This is a genomic window from Nocardioides soli (genome assembly GCF_014191495.1).
GTDB classification, from domain to species: domain Bacteria; phylum Actinomycetota; class Actinomycetes; order Propionibacteriales; family Nocardioidaceae; genus Nocardioides; species Nocardioides soli.
Genome location: NZ_JACHWR010000004.1, coordinates 1 through 20,583, shown reverse-complemented (window position 1 = coordinate 20,583; position 20,583 = coordinate 1). Strand labels below are relative to the sequence as shown.

Genomic DNA, 20,583 nt, shown 5'->3' with positions numbered 1-20,583 from the left:
CCCTTCAGCACCAGACGCGTGAGCCCGACCCCGGGCCGGACCCAGGGACCGGGGCACGATCTGCCATGTCCTACCTCCGGTTCACCGGCACGAGCGAGGACGGCACCCTGCTGTGCCTGGTCGACGAGGAGGGCACCGAGCACCTGCTGACGGTCGACGACCGGCTCCGCGCGGTGGTGCGGCCGGCCACCCCGCCCGCACCCCCGGCCCGAGGAATGGAGAAGACGATGGAGAGCATGCTCCGGCCTCGAGACATCCAGGCCCGGATCCGGGCCGGCGAGACGCCGGAGGAGGTCGCCCAGGCGGCTCAGACGTCGGTGGAGAAGATCATGGCGTTCGCGGCCCCGGTGCTCGCCGAGCGCGAGCACGTCGCGCAGCGCGCGCAGCGGTCATCCGTACGCCGCAGCGACGGCGCCGCCCCGGCCGGAGCCCGCACCCTCGGCGAGGCCGTCGCGACCCGCCTGCGGGCGCTCAACGTCGACCCGGAGTCCGTGGCGTGGGACGCCTGGCGGCGCGAGGACGGCCGCTGGACGATGACCGGTGGCTACGCCACCGGCGAGCGGTCCGGCAGCGCGTCGTTCACCTTCGACCCGCCCGGCAACTACGTCACCCTCGACGACGAGGACGCCCGCTGGCTGGTCGGGGAGGCCATCACCCCGGCCGCGCCGGCCCGGCCCGACGATCTTCAGGTCGCGCGCGAGCGCCGGCTGAGCGCGGCCGCCGAGGACCAGCTGCCGCTGGGCGACGAGCTGGGCGACGAGTTGGGCGACGACGCCCTCGACCTGGTCGCCGAGCAGCCGGTCGAGGCGTTCCTCGACGACGCGGCGCCCACCGACCCCGACGTCGCCCGCGAGGACGCCGAGCTGCGGGAGGAGGCGGCCGAGGCGGCCGCCGCCGAGCCCGACACCCAGCCGGAGCCCGAGGCGCCGACCCGTCGTCCGGTCAAGAAGAACCGGGGTCGCGCGTCGGTCCCCAGCTGGGACGAGATCATGTTCGGCGGCTCGGACCGCGGCTGACGCCGCTCACGCCACCGGTCGGTCCGGGTCGGTGATCCAGTCCGACCAGCTGCCCGGGTAGAGCGTCGCCGGGATGCCGGCCACCTCCAGCGCGATGATGTCGTGCACGGCGGTCACGCCCGAGCCGCAGTAGACGGCCACCGGCGTCGCGCCCGAGACCCCGGCCGCGGCGTACAGTGCCCGGAGCTCCGCCGCGTCGCGGAAGCGGCCGTCGGCCCGCAGGTTGGTCGTGGTCGGCACGTTGACGGCGCCCGGGATGTGCCCGGCGACCGGGTCGACGGGCTCGGTCTCGCCGCGGTAGCGCTCCGGCGCCCGCGCGTCGACCAGCACCGGTACGCCGAGCACGTCGTCCGCCTCGACGACCGGCAGCTGCCCGGGGCGGGCAGTGAAGTCGCCGCGGCCCGGCAGCAGCCCACCGGTGTGCACCGCACCGCCGGCCGCGACCCAGGCCGGCCAGGCGCCGTCGAGCACCCGGACGTCGCGGTGGCCGTGGTAGCGCAGCAGCCACCACGCGCGCCCCGCGGCCAGGCCGGACCAGTCGTCGTACACGACCACGGGCCGGTCGTCGCGCACGCCGGCCCGGCGCATCGCGGCCTCGAAGTCCTCGGTCGCCGGCAGCGGGTGCCGACCGCCGTCGCCAGGAGGCGCGGCCAGGTCGGCGTCGAGGTCGACGTACACCGCGCCGGGCAGGTGCCCCTTCTCGTACTCGGCCCGGCCACCGAGCCCGCCCAGCCGGTAGCGGACGTCGAGCAGGGTCACCTCGGGCAGCCTCTCGTGGAGCTCGGTGACGGAGATCAGCGGCGAGGTCATGCCACCATCCTGCCAACGCCCGCCCCGGACCGATGAGTCCGGCCCGCGCTCCCGGTCAGGACGGACATGGACACCTTCGTCACCCTCGCGCTGCCCACCGGCGACCGCCGGGCGGCGTACGACTTCCACCGTGCCCTCGGGCACGACACCCCCGGCGACCTCGCCGAGGACGGCGTACCGGAGCCGCTGCGGGTGGCGCTCAACGCCGGCGCGGAGGTCATGTACATCCCGACCGGCGGCTTCGGCTGGGTCACCGCGGGGCGGCCGACCGCCGAGCGAGGTACGACGGAGTGCCTGGTCGGCGTGGCCCTGGCCGGCCGCGCCGAGGTCGACGCGTTCGCCGCCCGGGCCGCGGCCGCCGGGGGCGAGGTGGTCACCGGAGCGACGGAGCGACCCTGGGGCATCTACAGCTGCGTGGTGGCGGACCCGGACGGACACCTCTGGGAGGCCGCCGCGCCGCTGGCCTGAGTGCTCGCCGGCGTCGGGTCGTGAAAGGATTGCGCCCCGTGGCTGAACTGCACTTCTTCACCGGCACCATGGACTCCGGCAAGAGCACGCTCGCGCTCCAGACCAACCACAACCACGCCGCCCGCGGCCGGGTCGGGAAGCTGTTCACCACCCACGATCGTGCGGGCGAGGCCACAGTCTCGAGCCGACTCGGCCTGGCCCACGACGCGATGGAGGTCCCGGAGGACTTCGACTTCTGGCGCTACGTCGTCACCACCCTCACCCAGGGCGGCCGGGTCGACTACCTGATCTGCGACGAGGCGCAGTTCTACACCCGCGACCAGGTCGACCAGCTCGCCAAGATCGTCGACGAGCTGCAGATCGACGTGTTCGCGTTCGGCATCCTCACCGACTTCCGCACCCACCTCTTCGAGGGCAGCGCCCGGCTGGTCGAGCTCGCCGACCGGATGAACGTGCTCCAGGTCGAGGCGCTGTGCTGGTGCGGCAAGCGCGCCACGCACAACGCCCGCACCGAGAACGGCGTCATGGTCGTCGAGGGCGAGGTGATCGTCGTCGGCGACGTCGACAAGGCCGACGAGCCACCCGCCGACGTCGCCTACGAGGTGCTCTGCCGCCAGCACCACCGGCGCCGGCTCACCGCCGCCCGCGCGAAGGCGGTCTCGCTCGCCCCCGAGCCGCTCCCCTTCGGCTGACGAGGGCGCGCGACCCTCGGGCGGGTGGTTTCGACAACGGTGGTTGAGGTGCGACGAGCGCCAGCGAGGAGCCTCGAAACCAACACTTCCCCACACGGTGGTTTCGAGACAGGCGCTAGCGCGCCTTCCTCAACCACCGTGGCCCCGACAACGGTGGTTGAGGTGCGACGAGCGCCAGCATGAACCGCCCTGAGACCACCACTTCCCCACACGGCGGTTTCGAGACAGGCGCTAGCACGCCTTCCTCAACCACCGTGGCCCCGACAACGGTGGTTGAGGTGCGATGAGCGCCAGCATGAACCGCCCTGAGACCACCACTTCCCCACACGGCGGTTTCGAGACAGGCGCTAGCACGCCTTCCTCAACCACCGTGGCCCCGACAACGGTGGTTGAGGTGCGACGAGCGCCAGCATGAACCGCCCTGAGACCACCACTTCCCCACACGGCGGTTTCGAGACAGGCGCTAGCACGCCTTCCTCAACCACCGTGGCCCCGACGACGGTGGTTGAGGTGCGACGAGCGCCAGCGAGGAGCCTCGAAACCACCACCCGGCCACAGCTCGGCGCGGAACGACCTCAGCTGCGGTCGCCGAGGCGCCGGTAGAGGGCGAGCTCGTCACGGAGCCGGTAGGGCAGCGGCAGCCCGCTGGCGGCGAGCGCGCCGGCGTACTCCTCGAGGGCGGCGATCAGCTCGGCGCGGAGCTGCTGCTCCTCGGCGCGCGTGCCGCGGGCCTGGCGGCTGCGCTGGAGCCGCTCCCGCGCGTGGTTGACCTCGCGCATCCATCGATCGACGCCCTGTCGGTCCGACCCGTCCGACTGGTCCGGGCGACGTACCTGCGACATGCGGCCTCCGACCGTGCCCGTCGGCGGGCGCGGGGTGCGGGAAACGCCAGGGACACCGCCGACCCTACGCCCCGGCGCTCAGCCACACCTGGCCGCGACGCCGCGCCACGTCGAACCGTCCCGGAACGCAGCGGTGCCCCGGCCGCATGCGGCCGGGGCACCGAACTGTCGAGGCGGTGAGCCTCAGAGCGCGCGGACGTTCTCCGCCTGCGGGCCCTTCGGGCCCTGGGTGACGTCGAACTCGACCTTCTGGTTCTCGTCCAGGCTCTTGTAGCCCTGCGTCTGGATGGCGGAGAAGTGCACGAACACGTCCGCACCGCCATCGTCCTGGGAGATGAAGCCGAAGCCCTTCTCCGCGTTGAACCACTTCACGGTTCCCTGAGCCATGTGCTGTCCTTCGATAAATCAACGGCGCGGACGCCGTGCCCGCTGCCAGCCGGAGACATCCAGCGGGTGCCTGATGTCCAGCTGTACCGAAGACCAAGAACGACGAAAGATGCGCCGCCGTGTGCGGGCGGCCGGGAGCCCGTGCTCCCTTCCAACGGCGTCACGCTATCACCGCGCTCGCTCCGCGTGGGCATCTGCGTCGTGCCGGCGTCTGCGCCACACTGGGAAGGAGACCCGGAACCCCGAGGAGGTACGACGTGTCGGATGTCGGCTCCGACGATCTGGCCCGGCTGCTGCGGTGGGAGAACGCCGGCGGCGCCTGGCGCGTGCTGCACCGCACCGACGACGAGATCGCCGTGGCGCTGCTGACCTGCGACGGCGGGACCGAGATGGAGCGGCTGACCAGCGGCTCCGCCGACGTGCGTGAGCACGTCGGCGACCGCGACGTCAGCTGAGCAGCACCGGGATCAGCATCTCGTCGGGGGTCAGCGACCCGTGCAGCCCGACGAGCGTGGCCTCGTACGGGAAGTCGGCGGTCGACAGGATCGCGGTGTCGCCGTGGCAGGCGACCACGACGTCGCCCAGCCGCGGCAGCACGCCCGGCAGCACCGGGCCGAACCAGCCGCGGCCGACGGCGTCGGCGCGGGTGAGCACGGTCGCCCGACCGGCCAGGACCTCCCGCCAGGTCGCGACGACGTCGTCGACGGCGCCGCGGTGGCAGTAGAGGTGCCGGAAGCGCGCCTCCCCGCCGAGCAGGGCGACGCCGTCGCGCAGCTCGGTGCGGTCGTCGACGTCGATCCGGCTCCCGCCCGGGGAGTCGATCATCCCGTGGTCGGCGACGACCAGGAGCCGTACGTCGGACGGGAGCGCCTCGCGCAGCTGCTCGGCCTCCGCGTCGACCATCGAGAGCTGCTGGAGCCAGGGGCTGGAGGCGACGCCGTACCGGTGCCCGGTCCAGTCCAGGTCGCCGTCATAGAGGTAGGTCAGCGAGATGGGCTCGGCCGAGGCGGCGACCGCGGCCGCGATCCGCTCGCCGACCCGGTCGGCGCCGACGTACTCGGCGCCCCGGTGGGCCGCGACGGTGAGCCCGGTGCCGCGGAACTCGCGCTTGTTGACGACGGTCACCGTGGCGCCCCGGGCGCGCAGCCGGGCGAACGCCGTGTCGTGCGGCTGCCACTCGACCGGGTCGACGTCCTTGTCCCAGAAGAGCGCGTTGAGCAGCCGGTCGGTGCCCGGCACGCGGGAGGTGAAGCCGACCAGGCCGTGCGCGCCGGGGGTCAGGCCGGTGCCGAGCGAGGTCAGGCTGGTCACGGTGGTCGAGGGCACGCCCGCGGTGGCCGGGGTGCTGCCGGCCAGCAGCCCGGCGAGGAACGGCGCCGCGTGCGCATAGCGCTCCAGCAGGCGCGCCCCGAGGCCGTCGACGAGGAAGACGACGTACGCCGCGGCCCCGGGCAGCACCAGCCCGGTCGGTGCGTCGGGGGCGGGCAGGCCGAGGGCCTCGGCGACGGCGGGCACCACGTCGCCGAGCGAGCGCTCGCCGTACGCCGGTTCGAGGAACTCCCCCACGACGGTGGCTAGCGGGTGTGGGTGCGCGCGGAGAGCGACTCCGCGAAGGCGAGGAGGCCGACCACGGCGTCCGAGCCGTCGGCGGCCGCGGAGACCCGCAGCGAGAAGTCGTCGGAGGCCAGCACGCCGGTGTAGCCGTGGTCGGCGTCGCACTGCGGGTCGCTGCACCCGGCCGGCTCGAGGTCGACGCGGCTGACCCCGCCCCAGCCGATCGTCACGACGGCCTCGGCCGGCGGACGCGGCCCGGCGGTCGGGTTGGCCACCATCCGGGTCACCACGACCGAGCGGACCGACGTCAGCCGGATGGCCTCGGTGGACGTCGAGGTGTAGGGCTCGGGCAGCAGGTCGTCGCCCTCGTGCTCGTCGGTGTGCACCAGGATCAGCCGGCTGGGCGTCAGCACCACGACGGAGAGGTGCCGGCGCACCTCGTCGCGGTCGAAGGTCGGCTCGTGGTGGACGAAGTAGGAGACGATGTCCTCGCCGGCGACCGCCGCGTCCACGGCGTCGACGACGACGTCCGGGTAGTAGCCGGTGCGGTGGATCGCGTCCCTGAGCTCGACGTCACGGTCGCGACCCTCGGTCCTGGTGCTGCGCATGCCTGCAGTGTGTCACGCGGGGAATCGGGCCACCGCGAGGCCTCAGAACGAGTAGTCGAAGGCGGCGAGGTCGGGTGCGAAGACCTCCTCGACGCGCCGCCGCATCTGGTCGGTGAACAGCTCGCGGTAGTCGGGACGGTCCTGGTCGACGTTCTTGCTCTCGAGGCCCTGCCACGGCAGGTCCAGCCGGGCGAACATCGCGCGGACGTCGGCCTCCAGGGTCTCCTGCCGGCCGATCAGGTCGGCCCGTCTGGTCCGCGTGCTGAGGTAGCGCAGCTGCGGCGTGCGCAGCTGGACCCGCTCCTCGGAGCCCTTCAGCACGAAGGTCTCGAGGTCGGCGTAGTCGCGCGCGACGGAGCGGATGAACGGGCTCTTCCGGCCGAACCGGTCCGCCCAGTCGGGCTCCCGCTCGGCACGCTCCCGGAACCGGTCGACCATGCGGTACCAGGAGACCAGGCGGGCGAAGGGGTTGCGCACGAACCCGACGGTCCAGTAGGACCGCAGCCCGGGCTCGGCCCGCAGGATGCCGCCCAGCGTGGCGTGCCGCTTGAGCCCGTCGACGGCGCGCGCGTCCGGGAGCACCTCCCCCAGCCGGTGATCGATCGTCGAGCCGCCCGTCTTCTGCACGTGCACGAAGAGGAACCGGTGAGCGTCGGAGATGACCACGGCCGGGATCCTAATGTGGGATCGGACCGCCGGTGGGTGGATCAGGACGGCAGGGTGTCACCGGCCGGCTGGGAGAGACGCCGGACGAACCAGTCGGAGCGCGGGTCGACCACGGGCTCCACGCGCGCCGCCGCGGTCAGCACCGTCGCCCCCTCGGCTCCGGCCAGCACCAGGGAGAGCTCGAGCGAGCGGACCTGCGGCAGGTCGTTCTGGAGCTGGGCCACCCGCTGGATCAGCCGCTCCACCTCGGCGACGTCGACGACCTCGCTCCCCCGGTAGCCGAACAGCATCGGCGACGACTTGATCTCGCGGACCATCGAGGCCGCGTCGCGGGCCCCGAGCGGCGGGATCCGGTAGGAGCGATCGGCGAGCAGCTCGGTCAGCGGACCGGCGATCCCGAACGACACGACCGGCCCGAAGAGCGGGTCCTCGATGCTGCGGATCGCCACCGGCACGCCGGGCCGCGAGTTCTTCTGCACCACGAAGCCCGCGCGCTCCGGCTCCGAGATCACGCTGCCCAGCGTGTCCCAGGCGTCGACCATCTCGTCGGCGTCGTCGATGTTGCGCCACACGTGGGCCTGGTCGGGTCGCTCGCGCAGGTGCTCGGCGGTCGCCTTGAGCACGACGTCCCAGCCGAGCGCCTTGCCGGCCCGGATCGCGTCGTCCCGGGACCCGACGGACCGGGTCTGCCACAGCTCGATGTCGTAGGCGGCGAGCAGCTCGGTGAGCGTCTCGAGGTCGAGCTCGGTGCCGTCGGGGTGCTCCGCCAGGATCCGGGTGACCAGGCGCTTCGCGGCGGCCTCGTCGACCTTCTCGGGGTCTGCCGGGGTGCCGTCGGGCGCGCGCAGCCACACGGCGTACTCGACGACGTGGGCGAGCGCGCGCACGGCGGCCTCCACGCCGGGGTACGACGGCACCGAGCCGCGGCCGGCCGTCGAGCCGGCCACGTCGGGCACCCGCAGCAGCTCGGGCACGCCCTCGGCGCCGAGGAACGAGGAGACCAGCGGCTTGTCGGACTGCTCGCCGACCGCGGCCAGCACGTTGGCGACCTCTTCACCGGAGACGTTGATCGGGGGCACGTAGACCGCGATCACCGAGTCGATCTCGGGGTCGTCGATGGCCAGGTCGAGGGCGTCCTCGAAGTCCTCCGCGCCCGCGTCGGTGCCCAGCGCCGTCGACTTGTTGACCACGAGCCCGACCGCCGCGGCGGCGTCGGCGGCGAGCAGGCCGAGCGCGTCGGAGTTGCCGACGATCGCCACTCGGCGGCCGCGGGGCAGCGGCTGGTGGGCGAGCAGCTGGGCGACGTCGAACATCTCGTCGAGCGTGTCGACCTGGATCACGCCCGCCTGGCGGAACATCGCGTCGACGGCCGCGGGCGGGGCGGCGATCCGGCGTACGGCGTGGCCCATCGGCACGCCCTGGGTGGTCCGCCCGGAGCGGACCGCGATGATCGGCTTGCGCAGCGAGACCCGGCGGGCGATGCGGGAGAACTTGCGCGGGTTTCCGATCGACTCCAGGTAGAGCAGCACGACCTCGGTGGAGTCGTCCTCCTCCCAGTACTGGAGCAGGTCGTTGCCCGAGACGTCGGCACGGTTGCCGGCGCTGACGAAGGTGGAGAGTCCGAGGCCCCGGTTGTAGACCTTCTCGAGGATGGCCGTGCCGAGCGCGCCGGACTGGCAGAAGAAGCCGGCGCGGCCGCGGGGCGGCATCAGCGGCGAGAGCGACGCGTTCAGCGAGACCTTGCCGTCGGTGTTGATGATGCCCAGGCAGTTGGGCCCGATCAGGCGCAGGCCGTAGGAGCGGGACAGCCCGACGAGCTTGCGCTGCCGCACCCGGCCCTCCTCGCCGGTCTCGGCGAAGCCCGCCGACACGACGACCAGGCCGTGGACCCCCTTGGCCGCGCAGTCGAGCACGACGTCCTGCACCGACTCGGCCGGCACCGCGACCACCGCGACGTCGACGTCGTCGGGGATGTCGGCGACGGACTTGTACGTCGGGAGGCCCGAGACGGCGTGGGAGGTGGGGTTCACGGCGTACACCCGGCCGGTGAAGTCACCGGTCACCAGGTTGCGCACCAGCGCCTGGCCGATGGTCTCCTGGCGACGGCTGGCACCGATGACCGCGACCGAGCGCGGGTTGAAGAACTTCTCGATGGACGCCGACTCGGCGCGGTGCTCGCGCTCGGACATCAGCCCGATCGCGGTGTCGGTCGGGTCGATCGAGAACTCGAGCTGGAGCACGCCCTCGTCGTACTCGCTGGCCACCTGGTAGCCCGCGTCGCGGAAGGTCTGGATCATCCGGGTGTTGTCGGGCAGCACCTCGGCGACGAACCGCTCCACGCCGCGCTCGCGGCCGGCCTGGGCGAGGTGCTCGAGCAGCAGCTGGCCGATGCCGCGGCCCTGGTGCCGGTCCTCCACCAGGAAGGCGACCTCGGCCTCCCCCGGCTTGATCACGTCGTAGCGGCCGACCGCGATGATCAGCCCCTGGAGGGTCAGCACGAAGGCGACCCGGTCGACGTTGTCGACGTGGGTGAACCGGTCGATGTCGCGGTCGGAGAGCCGCGGCATCGGCGAGAAGAACCGGTAGTACTTCGACTGGTCCGACACCCGCGCGTAGAACTCGACGAAGACCTCGCGGTCCTCGGGCCGGATCGGGCGGATGTGGGCCGTCCGACCGTCGCGCAGCAGGACGTCGGCCTCCCAGTGCGTCGGTGCGTCGGTGCTGGTCACGCGGTGAAATCTACCGGTCGGCCACACAACGGCGTGCCCCTGCCGCTTCCGTCGGTGGGCCTTGGAAGAATCGTGGCCATGGCGCGGCGTACGACGAAGCAGGACCTCCCTCCCGACGACTTCGAGGAGCACATCCTCGACACCGACATCAAGCAGGAGATGGAGTCGTCGTTCCTCGAGTACGCCTACTCCGTCATCTACTCCCGCGCGCTGCCCGATGCCCGCGACGGGCTGAAGCCCGTGCAGCGCCGGATCCTCTACACGATGAGCGACATGGGCCTGCGTCCCGACCGCGGCCACGTCAAGAGCGCGCGCGTCGTCGGTGAGGTCATGGGCCGGCTGCACCCGCACGGCGACGGCGCGATCTACGACGCGCTGGTGCGGTTGGCGCAGCCCTGGTCGATGCGGCTGCCGACCGTCGACGGGCACGGGAACTTCGGCTCTCCCGACGACTCTCCGGCCGCGATGCGGTACACCGAGTGCCGGATGGCTCCCCCGGCCGTGGCGATGACCGCCTCGATCGACGAGGACACCGTCGACTTCAAGCCCAACTACGACAGCCGCGAGCTCGAGCCGGCGGTGCTGCCGGCGGCGATCCCCCACCTGGTGGTCAACGGCACGACCGGCATCGCGGTCGGCATGGCGACCAACTGCGCACCGCACAACCTCGTCGAGGTCGTGCAGGCGCTGCGGCACCTGATCACCCACCCCCGGGCCGACGTCGACGACCTGATGCGGTTCATCCCCGGGCCCGACCTGCCGACCGGCGGCAAGATCATCGGCCTCGACGGCATCCGCGACGCCTACGAGACCGGCCGCGGCAGCTTCCGGATGCGCGCGACCGCCCGGGTCGAGTCGGTCACCAACCGCCGCAAGGGCATCGTGGTGACCGAGCTGCCCTACGGCGTCGGCACCGAGAAGGTCATGGAGCGCATCAAGACGCTGGTCCAGTCCAAGAAGCTCCAGGGCATCTCCGACATCAAGGACCTCACCGACCGCGACCACGGGCTGCGGCTGGTGATCGAGGTCAAGAACGGCTTCGTGCCCGAGGCGCTGCTCGAGCAGCTCTACAAGCAGACCCCGATGGAGGACTCCTTCGGCATCAACGCGGTCGCCCTGGTCGACGGCCAGCCGCGCACGCTCTCGCTCAAGGAGATGCTGCGGGTCTTCCTCGACCACCGCTTCGAGGTGGTCCGGCGCCGCTCGGTGTTCCGCCGCGGCAAGGCCGCCGACCGGCTGCACCTGGTCGAGGGCCTGCTGATCGCGATCCTCGACATCGACGAGGTCATCCAGCTGATCCGCACCAGCGACAACGCCGCGGCCGCCAAGGAGCGGCTGATCTCGGTCTTCGACCTGAGCGAGATCCAGGCCGACTACATCCTCGACATGCCGCTGCGCCGGCTCACGAAGTTCTCCCGCATCGAGCTGGAGAAGGAGCAGGACGAGCTGCGCCGCACGATCGAGGAGCTCGACGCGATCATCGAGGACGAGAAGCTGCGCTGGAAGGTCGTCTCCGATGAGCTCGCCGAGGTCGCGAAGACCTTCGGCACGCCCCGGCGCACGGTGCTGCTCGAGTCCGCCGGTACGGCGGTCAGCGCGGCCGCCGTACCCCTCGAGGTGGCCGACGACCCGTGCTTCGTCTACCTCTCCTCCACCGGGCTGCTCGCCCGCACGGCGAACGCCGAGCCACCCGGCCAGGGCGGCGGTCGCGCCAACCACGACGTCGTCGTCTCGGTGGTCCGCGCGACCGCCCGCGGCGAGATCGGCGGCCTGACCAGCACCGGCCGGCTGGTGAAGATCGGCGTGCTGGAGCTGCCGCAGCTGCCCGACACCGCCAACGACCCGCACCTCGCGGGCGGGCTGCCGGTCACCGAGATCCTGCCCCTCGAGCCCGGGGAGCGGCTGCTCGGCCTCTGCACGCTCCGCACCGACGGCCCGGGACTCGCGCTCGGCACCCGCCAGGGCATCGTCAAGCGGGTCAACCCCGAGGTGCTCGGTCGGGACGACTGGGAGGTGATCCGGCTCGCCGAGGGCGACGAGGTCGTCGGCGCGGTCGAGCTGGCCACCGGCGCCGAGACCCTCTGCTTCATCAGCTCCGACGCCCAGCTGCTGCACTTCGGCGCCGACGGGGTCAGGCCCCAGGGCCGCTCGGGTGGCGGCATCGCCGGCATCCGGCTGGCGTCCGGCCAGCGGGTGGTGTGGTTCGGCGTCGTCGACCCGGACGCCCCCGAGGGATCGGTCGTCGTCACCGCCTCCGGCTCCTCCACCGCCCTGCCCGGCACCGAGCCCGGCGCGCTCAAGGTGGCGCCGTTCGCGGAGTACCCGCCCAAGGGCCGGGCCACCGGCGGCGTCCGCTGCCACCGGTTCCTCAAGGGCGAGGACGCCCTGGTCTTCGCCTGGGCCGGCACCGCGCCGGCGCGCGCGGCCGCGGCCAGCGGCGCCCCCGTCGACCTGCCCGCGGCCACCGGCAAGCGCGACGGATCGGGCACCCCGGGCAGCCAGCCGATCGCCGCGTGCGCCGGGCCGGTCGCGGCCCGCCTCCGGGTCGAGAGCGGTGTGGAAGGCTGACCGCGTGCTGATTCATCGACGACTGTCCGCGGCCCTGGTGGCCGGCGTCCTCGTGCTCTCGATCGCCGCGTGCGGCGGGAGCGACGACAGCGAGGACGGCGGTGACCGGACGCCCGAGGAGGCGCTCGCCGCGGCCAAGCAGACGCTCGACGACACCAGCGGCGTCGAGCTGACGCTCAGCACCGACGACCTCCCCGAGGGTGTCACGGGGGTCGAGAAGGCCGCCGGTGTCGGCACCCACGCGCCGGCGTTCGAGGGCAAGATCACCGTCGTGCTGTCCGGGCAGGCCTTCGAGGTGCCGGTCGTCGCGGTCGACGAGAAGGTCTACGTCCAGCTGCCGCTCACGACCGGATGGCAGGACATCGACCCGGCGGAGTACGGCGCACCCGACCCCGCGCGGCTGATGAGCCCCGACGCCGGCTTCTCCTCGCTGCTCGACGCCACCACCGACCTCGAGGCCGGCGAGAGCGTCCGTGGCGGCGAGGACAACAAGGAGATCCTCACCGAGTACACCGGCACCGTGTCGGGCGACGTCGTCAAGAACATCATCCCGACCGCCACGGGCGACTTCGACGCGACGTACACGATCACCGACGACGGCGAGCTGCGCAGCGCCGACCTGACCGGCGTCTTCTACGAGGACTCCGACCCGATGACCTACACGGTGACCTTCGACGGCTACGGCACCGAGAAGGACATCACCGCGCCGTGACGGCGCCGTGACCCTGCCATGACCGCCATCACCGGGGCGTCCCGCTGGCTGCTCGGCCTGGCCGCCGTCGCCGTGGCCTTCGCGGCTGCGGACACCTACGTCGTCGTGCTGGCGCTGCCCGACATGATGGCCGGCACGGGCATCCCCGTCGAGCAGCTCCAGCGGGCGGCCCCGATCGTCTCCGGCTTCCTGCTCGGGTACGTCGCGATGCTGCCACTGATCGGCCACATCGCCGACCTGCGCGGCCGGGTGCCGGTGCTGGTCGCGGCGCTGCTCGTCTTCGCGCTCGGGTCGCTGCTCACCGCGCTCGCCTACGACCTGCCCACGATGGTGGCCGGCCGCTTCCTGCAGGGCGTCGGCGGCGGCGGGCTGGTGCCCGCCACGCTCGCCCTGGTCGCCGACCTCTACCCCGTGGAGCGGCGCGGCGTACCCCTCGGACTGGTCTCGGCCGTGCAGGAGATCGGCAGCGTCCTCGGCCCGCTCTTCGGCGCGCTCGTGCTCGCCGTGGCGGACTGGCGCGCGATCTTCCTGATCAACCTCGCCGTCGGGCTCGTCCTCGCAGTCGTCATCAAGCGGTTGGGTGGTTTCGAGACAGGCGCCAGCGCGCCTTCCTCAACCACCGGGCGCTTCGACTGGATCGGGCTCGCCCTCGCGCTGACCACCCTGGTCGCCGGCGCACTCGTCTTCGTCCAGCCCAGCCAGCTGATGCGCGACCTCACCTGGGGCCGGCTGTTCATCCCCTACGCCGGCGACAGCCGGTGGCTGACCCCGCTCGGCCTGGCCACCATCGCGGCGCTGGTGCTGCTCGTCGTGCGCTGCTGCACCGCGCGGCGCCCACTGCTCGACCTGCCCGGCTGGGTCCGCACCGTCCGCGAGGCCGACGTGCTCGGCGCGCTGCTGCTCGCGCTAGCACTGGCCGGCATCGTCCTGGCGTTCGCGACCGCCGACCCGAAGGTGCAGGTCTTCTCCGACCAGGGCGCCTGGTACCTGCTCGCCTCGGCGTTCGCCACGGTCGGCTTCGTCGTGCACGTGCGCCGGGTCGAGCGGCCGCTGGTGCCGGCCGGCGCGCTGCGGCGTACCCCGGCCTGGGGCGCGATGCTGGTGAGCCTCTTCATCGGCGCGGCCCTGATCGCGGCACTCATCGACATCCCGCTCTTCGCGCGCACCACCGTCTACCCGGGCTCGCAGCTGATGGCGGCGCTGGTGCTGGTGCGCTTCCTGGTCGCGCTGCCGGTGGGTGCGGTGGTCGGCGGCTACCTGACCCACCGACTGCCCGCGGGCGTCGTGACGGCCGCCGGGATGGCCCTGGCCGCGGTCGGCTTCCTGTGGATGGCGACGTGGGACCTGGAGTCGCTGGAGAGTCCGGTGGCGACGCTGCCGCTGGTGATCGGCGGCCTCGGCTTCGGCCTCGCGCTCGCGCCGGTCAACGCGGCCGTGCTGGCCAGCACCGACGACGACGTGCACGGCCTCGCGAGCGCGTTCGTGGTGGTCGCGCGGATGGTCGGCATGCTGGTCGGCATCTCGGCGCTCACCACGATCGGGCTGCGCCGCTACTACGCCGAGCAGGCCGACGTACCGCCCGTCCGCGAGGTCTGCGACGGCGCCAGCCGCTGCTCGGACTTCACCCGGCTGCTCAAGCTCGCCGGGATCGCGCAGGAGCAGACCGTGTTCACCGGGGCGGCGATCTGTGCGGTGATCGCGGGCGTGCTCGCGCTGGTGCTCTTCCGCAACGCCCCGACCCGGGCGATCTCGACCGGTGACCTGCTTCGGTCGGCCGGCTGAACCTTCGCTACTGTCCGAGGTTGTGAGCTTCAACGATCTGCTCGAGGCGAACCGGGAGTTCGCCGCCCACTTCGACCTCGCCGGCTTCGACGGCGTCGCCCATGCCGGTGTCGCGATCGTGACCTGCATGGACTCGCGCATCGACCCGCTCGGGATGCTCGGTCTCAAGCCCGGCGACGCCAAGATCTTCCGCAACCCCGGCGGCCGGATCACCCCCCAGGCGCTGGAGGCGCTGGTCCTCGCGGTGCACCTGCTGAAGGTCGAGCGGGTGCTGATCGTCCCCCACACCCGCTGCGCCGTCGCCAGCAACACCGAGGCCGAGCTGCGCGCCCAGGTCGCCGCCTCCGCCGGCATCGACGCCTCCTGGCAGCCCTTCTCCGTCATCAGCGACCAGGTCGCCGCCCTCGGCGAGGACGTCCAGAAGGTGCACTCCCACCCCCTCGTCCCCGACTCCATCGAGGTCGGCGGCTTCCTCTACGACGTCGACACGGGGCTGCTGGACCAGAAGTACTGACCCGGCCCGACTGCCGGAAACGGGTCAGACGCTGACGGACCCGGCCGATGGGACTCCCGCAACCGACGCGGACGACCAACGGCAGGAGCTCGGCATCGATGGCGGACTACAACCTGGTGACGCACTCCGACATGGTCTCGGCCGGGCGCACCCACTACCGGGGCCAGCCCTCCCGCCCGCCGGAGCACCACTACATCGAGGCCACGATGATCGAGCTCACCACCAACCAGAGCTATGACTTCGTCGGTGTCGTCCCCGCCTGGGGCGACCGTGAGCCGCTCTACATCTTCGCCTCGACCCTCGTGCTGCGCGACCAGGAGGAGAAGCGTCGCGCCGGCGCCTGACCCGGGGCGATCGCGTCGACGGTTGACGTGGCACCTTCATAAGTCGTACCTTTTATTTGTTATGACTTATGAAGGTGACGCGGCCTGGGCCGCTCTGGCCGACCGGACCCGACGGGCGATCGTCCTGGAGCTCTCCGAGGGCGAGCGCACGGTGGGCGAGCTGACCGAGGCGCTGCCGGTGAGCCAGCCGGCGGTCTCGCAGCACCTCAAGGTGCTCCGGGAGATCGGCCTGGTCAGCGCCCGCGCCGAGGGCACCCGGCGCAGATACCGGCTCAACGAGCACGGCGTGGCCGCGCTCCGCGACCAGCTCGACACGTTCTGGCGCAGGACGCTGGCGAACTTCGAGCAGCACATGGACTCGGACCAGGAGGAAGAAGGATGACGAACGAGAACGTGGTACGCCGTGAGGCGGTCGTGAGCGGCACCCCGGAGCGGGCGTTCGCGGTGTTCACCGAGCGGTTCGACGCGATCAAGCCACGAGAGCACAACCTGCTCGGCGCGCCGATCGTGGAGACCGTCCTCGAGCCGCATGCGGGCGGACGGATCGTCGATCGCGCCGAGGACGGCAGCGAGTGCGCGTGGGCGCGGATCCTCGACTACGACCCGCCGAGCCGGATCGTGTTCACCTGGGACATCGGCCCGACCTGGCAGCTGGAGCAGGACCCCGACCACGCCAGCGAGGTCGAGATCCGGTTCGTGGCCGACGGCCCGGACCGGACCCGCGTCGAGCTCGAGCACCGGCACCTCGACCGGCACGGCCCCGGCTGGGAGTCCGTGCGCGACGGGGTCGCGGACGAGCAGGGCTGGCCGGTCTACCTGGCGCGCTACGCCGAGCTGGTCGAGGCGGCCTGACCGCGCACCCGCGTCGACGTGGAGGCGCCGGCTACGCGTCCAGTGTCTCCATGTCGACTTCGTAGGCGCCCTGCACGATGAACTCCGTTCGGGAGCAGGCGCATACAACCTAGATGACTTCTGAAACTAGGTCTCAGACAGCGTTTCCGCAGGTCAGAGGGCATGTTTCTTCGGGTTGAACCTACCCCTGAACACCTGTCAGGCTGACGGCTCCCAACCGTCAGGAGGTCATCAGGAGGTCATCATGCGAGCAGGCATCTACGCCCGAATCAGTCTCGACAAGAGCGGCACCGCTCTAGGCGTCCAGCGTCAGGAAGAGTTGTGCCGTGAGCGTGCAGCACAGCGCGGCTGGGACGTCGTTGAGGTCTACGTCGACAACGATCTGTCGGCATCGTCAGGGAAGTCACGACCCGCGTACGAACGTCTCCTAGCCGATCTAGAGGCTAAGAAGATTGACGCTGTTGTCACATATGCATGGGATCGAATTACCCGACGCATGGCTGAACTTGTGCCATTTCTGGATATGCAGAAGCGTCTAGGTTTTGAGATTGCAAACATCTCTGCCGGTGACGTTGATTTGTCTACCTCTGCCGGTCGCACCAATGCCCTAATCCTTGGGTCTATTGCTCAGGGTGAGGCAGAGCGCATTGGAGAACGTGTCAGGGCTCAAAAGGCTCAGCGTGCAGCCATGGGCATTCCACACAAGGGACGACACCGACTCTATGGCTATGACGAGAATTGGAATATCATTGAGGATGAAGCCTTGATTATCAAAGAGGCTTTTGTTCGTCGTGCCCGTGGTGAATCAATTACGTCTATTTGCAAAGACTTGAACAAGCGTGGCATTAAGACAGTTTCGGGTAACGACTGGCGTTCGGGCACTTTGTCTGTGACTTTGACGAAGCCGGTGTATGCAGGAAAGATTGACTTTAAGGGTGAGATTGTCGCTGATTCCATCTACTCGGATATTGTGGATTTTGAACTCTTCACTAATGCTCAGACCGAGTTGGCAAATGCCAAAGTAGGAACGAACGCCAGAAAGTATCTGCTCTCAGGCATCTTGATTTGTTCTCACTGCCTAACGCAGATGAAGGGTAATCCTCATAACAACATGTATCGCTGTGCTGCCAACTATGGCGGGTGTGGTCGAATCAGCGTGCGTATCAAGATTGCCGATCGGTGGGCACTGTTCAAGGCGATGGAGAAGCACCATGAGAAGCCGCAGGAGCCAATCTCAGACGCTCGCAATTACGATGCCGAGTTGGATGCCCTCAACAAAAAACTAGGCCATGTGCGTAAGTTGGCTATTGATGAAATCTTGGACACTCCATCTGCCGCAAAGGAAGTTAAGGAGATTCAGGCCAAGATCAATGAAGTGACAAAGGCAAAGGCTAAGTCTGGTCCTAAACTCTCTGGCCCAATGAAATCCTACTTTGATTTTTACCGCTCTAGCCTTTCTCAGAAGCGGGTATTCATGGGCGAGTACATCACCAATATCAAAGTTGGACCGTCTATCTCTCGTGGCAATCAGCCGTTTAACCCCGCCAGATTTGAGTTCTTCTATACCGATGGATCTTCTGAGGTACCGGACATTTCGCAATCGCTTGGATGAATTAGGCTGCACTGATTCCTCAAGATTCTTGCAAGAATGCGAAAGGGTTTACTAACCGCGCAGATCCTTGGTCCGCGTCATAATTCCATGCTGCTAAACTAGTAGAGAAGCAATTCCGAGGACCGCCAGACTTAGGAGAATGCGCTAAAGACTTTCTATCTAACCTTTTTGAATGAGTAGAAGCACATCTAGAGCACCCCGTATGTCTGGCGGCATACGGGGTGTTTCTATTTCACATCAATTAGGAGCAACACAATGAATTACGACACAGCAGTACATGAGGCAGGGCACCTGTTGGTAGCCCGCTCACTCGGGCATGAGGCAACTCTATTACCCGGGAACGAAGAATTGGAAGCCATCGTCAGAGTCTCCGGCAATATCGGGTTTGACGATGCCCTAGTTATTCGCATGTCCGGCGCAGCAGCCGAGTACGAGTATCACAATGAATGGTCAACCGCTCTAATCAATAGCGAGTTCGACTATCGAATCTTTGATCAGATTCAAGCCACACCGGAAGTCATGAATATTTATGAGGATCGCGCACGTATCGCGGTTTTCGACTTATGGGTACCAATCTGCGAATTGGCGGAACAGTTGGTGTTAGCGCATGAATGAACTAGTACAGCGTTACACATGGGAAGATGCCGTTATCGAGGCCGAGTCATTAGGACTACTTCCCGCAGGAGCAGTAAACCTATGCCTAAGACTGGCAAGGGCAATCAATTGGGTACCGGCTGACGGTAGACCAAGTGGTCTGTATTGGAAGAATGAGACAGCACTTAAGTCTGTGAACTCTTCTAAGGCCACATATCACAGGTATCGACAGCAGTTGTTCGATGCCGGATTCTTTGTAGAGGTTAAGGGGAATCTACTCCCCCAGATTCCTGAGTTGTCTCAGATTGAGACTGTCGAGTCTCAGATTGAGACTACGGAGTCTCAACTTGATAGCCCATACAGTGAAGATACATACAGTGAAGATTTATTGAGTGAAACAATTAGAGAAGGATTGACAATGAAGCATTTTGAAGAGCAGGTAGGTACTCCCTTAATTGTTGAAACTACCGATTTTTCCAATTCAGTTGGTAAGACCCCGCAGTCTCAGATTGAGACTAGGCTGACTAGAGCGGAGTTGGCGGAACGTGTTGAGTTGGAGCGCCTACAGCGTAGGCAGCGCAAGACGCCGGTATTGCCAGGAGATGAAGACCTATGGTGAACGGCAAACTAGAAACACAAATTGAAAACGTCTTCTACTGCAAAGCATGTGACTTTGTTAGAGCAGTAGACGCAGACACTATGGATTGTCCTAAGTGTCAGAAGAGAATGGAAAACATAGGATGGTTTGAAAGTGGGGAAACCCCAAATAACTGTGAGTAGATATGAGCACACTAATGAGTTGATCAACGTGCTGCTAGATCGAAACATGCTGGATGAAGATGAGTTTTTGTGGATTGTTCAGGGAACATGGGGAAGATTGCCGATCATCGCCGGTAGTGAAGAACAGGCAATAAAGTCTTACCTCACCCACAAGAAGTCATATTCATCTAACATAGAATGATGCACTTCATTTGGCATTAGAAAGATTCTCTGGGATAATTGGATACATAAGGCGAGAAGGCCGGTAGAGAAAATCATCTCATAGGTTTCTGTCAAACTTCCGGTCTTCTCCCTTAAATTCAACCAAAGGAACTATCAAAGGAAGTTGTCAGAAGAGCAAAAGGTCTGTTCGGTAGAAGATTGCGAGAATAAACACTACAGCCGAACATACTGCAAGAAACATTATCAAAACCTCATGCGTTGCGGTAATCCTCTCGGATTGCGTAGCGAACCTAAGCCGCTATGCGAGTGCGGGAAGATCGCAGTCGCCCGTGGCATGTGCAAGGCCCACTATTCGTCATGGTGGTATCACCATCGCCAGGGTTCTGATGACCACAGAGTCTCCCCTGAACTTAGACACGACATGGTGGGCTTCAGTGGTGCCCATACACGCATTAGAGCCGTCAGAGGCCATGCAAAGTCATATGACTGTGTTGTGTGTGGTTTCGAGGCTCAGGAGTGGGCTCTATCTGCTGAGGCCACAGACCTTCTCTTTGAGACCGACAAGCGCGGTAACGAACAGGCTTACTCGCTGAACGTCTTCAACTATCTTCCCATGTGCCAGGCCGATCACAAGGCATATGACGCACAGCACGGCAATCGCAATTACAAGTTGCAAGAGAGCCGGTGGGATAAATGATCTCATTCCTAATCGGCATCGTCATAGGTCTAACACTGGCATTCATCTTCTGTCACCTAGTAGACGCTCTCGTCATCTACTACGTAGACAACGCATATAGAAAGTCATGCGGACTCTCGCCTAAGCCCTTTAGAGCAGAGGTATTCAAGTGGTGAGTGTTGGTGAAGGCGTAGTGGTTGGATTTGGTGCCTACA

Annotated in this window: 21 protein-coding genes; 14 read left to right on the top strand and 7 right to left on the bottom strand. The window is 67.8% G+C overall.

All coding sequences use genetic code 11. The annotated features are described in order from the left end of the window. Positions 1–65: 65 nt before the first annotated feature. Positions 66–1,016, top strand: a complete 951-nt coding sequence (sepH, locus tag FHU40_RS23020) for a septation protein SepH (protein ID WP_183594852.1) — start codon at positions 66–68, stop codon at positions 1,014–1,016. Positions 1,017–1,022: 6 nt separating this feature from the next. Here the strand turns inward: sepH and FHU40_RS23015 are convergent, their stop codons facing one another. Next, positions 1,023–1,826 carry a sulfurtransferase gene (locus FHU40_RS23015; protein WP_183594851.1) on the bottom strand — a complete coding sequence of 268 codons (804 nt, stop codon included), beginning with the start codon at positions 1,824–1,826 and terminating at the stop codon, positions 1,023–1,025. A 66-nt stretch (positions 1,827–1,892) separates the two neighbouring features. Here FHU40_RS23015 and FHU40_RS23010 point away from each other — a divergent pair, with 66 nt between their 5' ends. Together FHU40_RS23010 and FHU40_RS23005 are read left to right on the top strand one after the other, a co-directional pair. Continuing rightward, the gene (locus FHU40_RS23010) at positions 1,893–2,294 is read left to right on the top strand and encodes a VOC family protein (RefSeq protein ID WP_183594850.1); all 402 of its coding nucleotides are present in this window, start codon (positions 1,893–1,895) and stop codon (positions 2,292–2,294) included. 38 nt (positions 2,295–2,332) lie between these two features. Continuing rightward, entirely contained in the window at positions 2,333–2,986 is a 654-nt protein-coding gene (locus FHU40_RS23005; protein ID WP_183594849.1) for a thymidine kinase, read from the top strand. A 575-nt stretch (positions 2,987–3,561) separates the two neighbouring features. Here the strand turns inward: FHU40_RS23005 and FHU40_RS23000 are convergent. Both FHU40_RS23000 and cspE read right to left on the bottom strand, forming a co-directional pair. Continuing rightward, the gene (locus FHU40_RS23000) at positions 3,562–3,828 is read right to left on the bottom strand and encodes a hypothetical protein (RefSeq protein ID WP_183594848.1); all 267 of its coding nucleotides are present in this window, start codon (positions 3,826–3,828) and stop codon (positions 3,562–3,564) included. A 183-nt stretch (positions 3,829–4,011) separates the two neighbouring features. Continuing rightward, positions 4,012–4,215, bottom strand: coding sequence for a transcription antiterminator/RNA stability regulator CspE (gene cspE / locus FHU40_RS22995; protein WP_183594847.1), 204 nt, complete (start codon positions 4,213–4,215; stop codon positions 4,012–4,014). 257 nt (positions 4,216–4,472) lie between these two features. Between cspE and FHU40_RS22990 the strand changes: the two genes are divergently transcribed. Continuing rightward, the gene (locus tag FHU40_RS22990; RefSeq protein WP_183594846.1) at positions 4,473–4,670 is read left to right on the top strand and encodes a hypothetical protein; all 198 of its coding nucleotides are present in this window, start codon (positions 4,473–4,475) and stop codon (positions 4,668–4,670) included. On the opposite strand, the gene FHU40_RS22985 is transcribed toward FHU40_RS22990, so the two are convergent. From FHU40_RS22985 to FHU40_RS22970, 4 genes are read right to left on the bottom strand one after another with little or no spacing between them, the layout of a single operon-like run. Continuing rightward, on the bottom strand, positions 4,663–5,781 hold the full coding sequence (locus FHU40_RS22985) for an alkaline phosphatase family protein (RefSeq protein ID WP_183594845.1): 1,119 nt from the start codon (positions 5,779–5,781) through the stop codon (positions 4,663–4,665). The two genes, FHU40_RS22990 and FHU40_RS22985, sit on opposite strands and share 8 nt — an antisense overlap. 8 nt (positions 5,782–5,789) lie before the next feature. Then, the gene (locus FHU40_RS22980; RefSeq protein ID WP_183594844.1) at positions 5,790–6,377 is read right to left on the bottom strand and encodes a DUF5998 family protein; all 588 of its coding nucleotides are present in this window, start codon (positions 6,375–6,377) and stop codon (positions 5,790–5,792) included. Positions 6,378–6,419: 42 nt separating this feature from the next. Continuing rightward, positions 6,420–7,043, bottom strand: a complete 624-nt coding sequence (locus tag FHU40_RS22975; protein WP_183594843.1) for a sulfotransferase family 2 domain-containing protein — start codon at positions 7,041–7,043, stop codon at positions 6,420–6,422. A 41-nt stretch (positions 7,044–7,084) separates the two neighbouring features. Next, the gene (locus FHU40_RS22970) at positions 7,085–9,772 is read right to left on the bottom strand and encodes a bifunctional acetate--CoA ligase family protein/GNAT family N-acetyltransferase (RefSeq protein WP_183594842.1); all 2,688 of its coding nucleotides are present in this window, start codon (positions 9,770–9,772) and stop codon (positions 7,085–7,087) included. Positions 9,773–9,850: 78 nt separating this feature from the next. Here FHU40_RS22970 and FHU40_RS22965 point away from each other — a divergent pair, with 78 nt between their 5' ends. The 10 genes from FHU40_RS22965 to FHU40_RS22920 all read left to right on the top strand — a co-directional run bounded on the left by FHU40_RS22965 (position 9,851) and on the right by FHU40_RS22920 (position 19,711). Then, positions 9,851–12,340, top strand: a complete 2,490-nt coding sequence (locus tag FHU40_RS22965) for a DNA gyrase/topoisomerase IV subunit A (RefSeq protein ID WP_183594841.1) — start codon at positions 9,851–9,853, stop codon at positions 12,338–12,340. A gap of 4 nt (positions 12,341–12,344) precedes the next feature. Further along, a complete protein-coding gene (locus tag FHU40_RS22960) occupies positions 12,345–13,052 on the top strand; it encodes an LppX_LprAFG lipoprotein (protein ID WP_183594840.1) in 708 nt (235 codons plus the stop codon). An 18-nt stretch (positions 13,053–13,070) separates the two neighbouring features. After that, positions 13,071–14,834: an MFS transporter gene (locus FHU40_RS22955; protein ID WP_183594839.1), complete on the top strand. Its 1,764-nt coding sequence runs from the start codon at positions 13,071–13,073 to the stop codon at positions 14,832–14,834. A gap of 22 nt (positions 14,835–14,856) precedes the next feature. Next, positions 14,857–15,348 carry a beta-class carbonic anhydrase gene (locus FHU40_RS22950; RefSeq protein WP_343058001.1) on the top strand — a complete coding sequence of 164 codons (492 nt, stop codon included), beginning with the start codon at positions 14,857–14,859 and terminating at the stop codon, positions 15,346–15,348. A 98-nt stretch (positions 15,349–15,446) separates the two neighbouring features. Next, on the top strand, positions 15,447–15,692 hold the full coding sequence (locus FHU40_RS22945; RefSeq protein ID WP_183594838.1) for a hypothetical protein: 246 nt from the start codon (positions 15,447–15,449) through the stop codon (positions 15,690–15,692). A gap of 61 nt (positions 15,693–15,753) precedes the next feature. Continuing rightward, positions 15,754–16,074 carry an ArsR/SmtB family transcription factor gene (locus tag FHU40_RS22940; protein WP_183594837.1) on the top strand — a complete coding sequence of 107 codons (321 nt, stop codon included), beginning with the start codon at positions 15,754–15,756 and terminating at the stop codon, positions 16,072–16,074. Next, positions 16,071–16,544 carry an SRPBCC family protein gene (locus FHU40_RS22935; RefSeq protein ID WP_183594836.1) on the top strand — a complete coding sequence of 158 codons (474 nt, stop codon included), beginning with the start codon at positions 16,071–16,073 and terminating at the stop codon, positions 16,542–16,544. Before FHU40_RS22940 ends, FHU40_RS22935 begins: the two co-directional genes overlap by 4 nt. Positions 16,545–16,788: 244 nt before the next feature. Continuing rightward, the gene (locus FHU40_RS22930; RefSeq protein ID WP_183594835.1) at positions 16,789–18,156 is read left to right on the top strand and encodes a recombinase family protein; all 1,368 of its coding nucleotides are present in this window, start codon (positions 16,789–16,791) and stop codon (positions 18,154–18,156) included. 255 nt (positions 18,157–18,411) lie between these two features. After that, the gene (locus tag FHU40_RS22925) at positions 18,412–18,771 is read left to right on the top strand and encodes a hypothetical protein (RefSeq protein ID WP_183594834.1); all 360 of its coding nucleotides are present in this window, start codon (positions 18,412–18,414) and stop codon (positions 18,769–18,771) included. Between the two features lie 778 nt (positions 18,772–19,549). Continuing rightward, complete coding sequence (locus tag FHU40_RS22920; RefSeq protein WP_183594833.1) at positions 19,550–19,711, top strand: hypothetical protein; 162 nt, start codon at positions 19,550–19,552, stop codon at positions 19,709–19,711. The last annotated feature ends 872 nt before the right edge of the window (positions 19,712–20,583 follow it).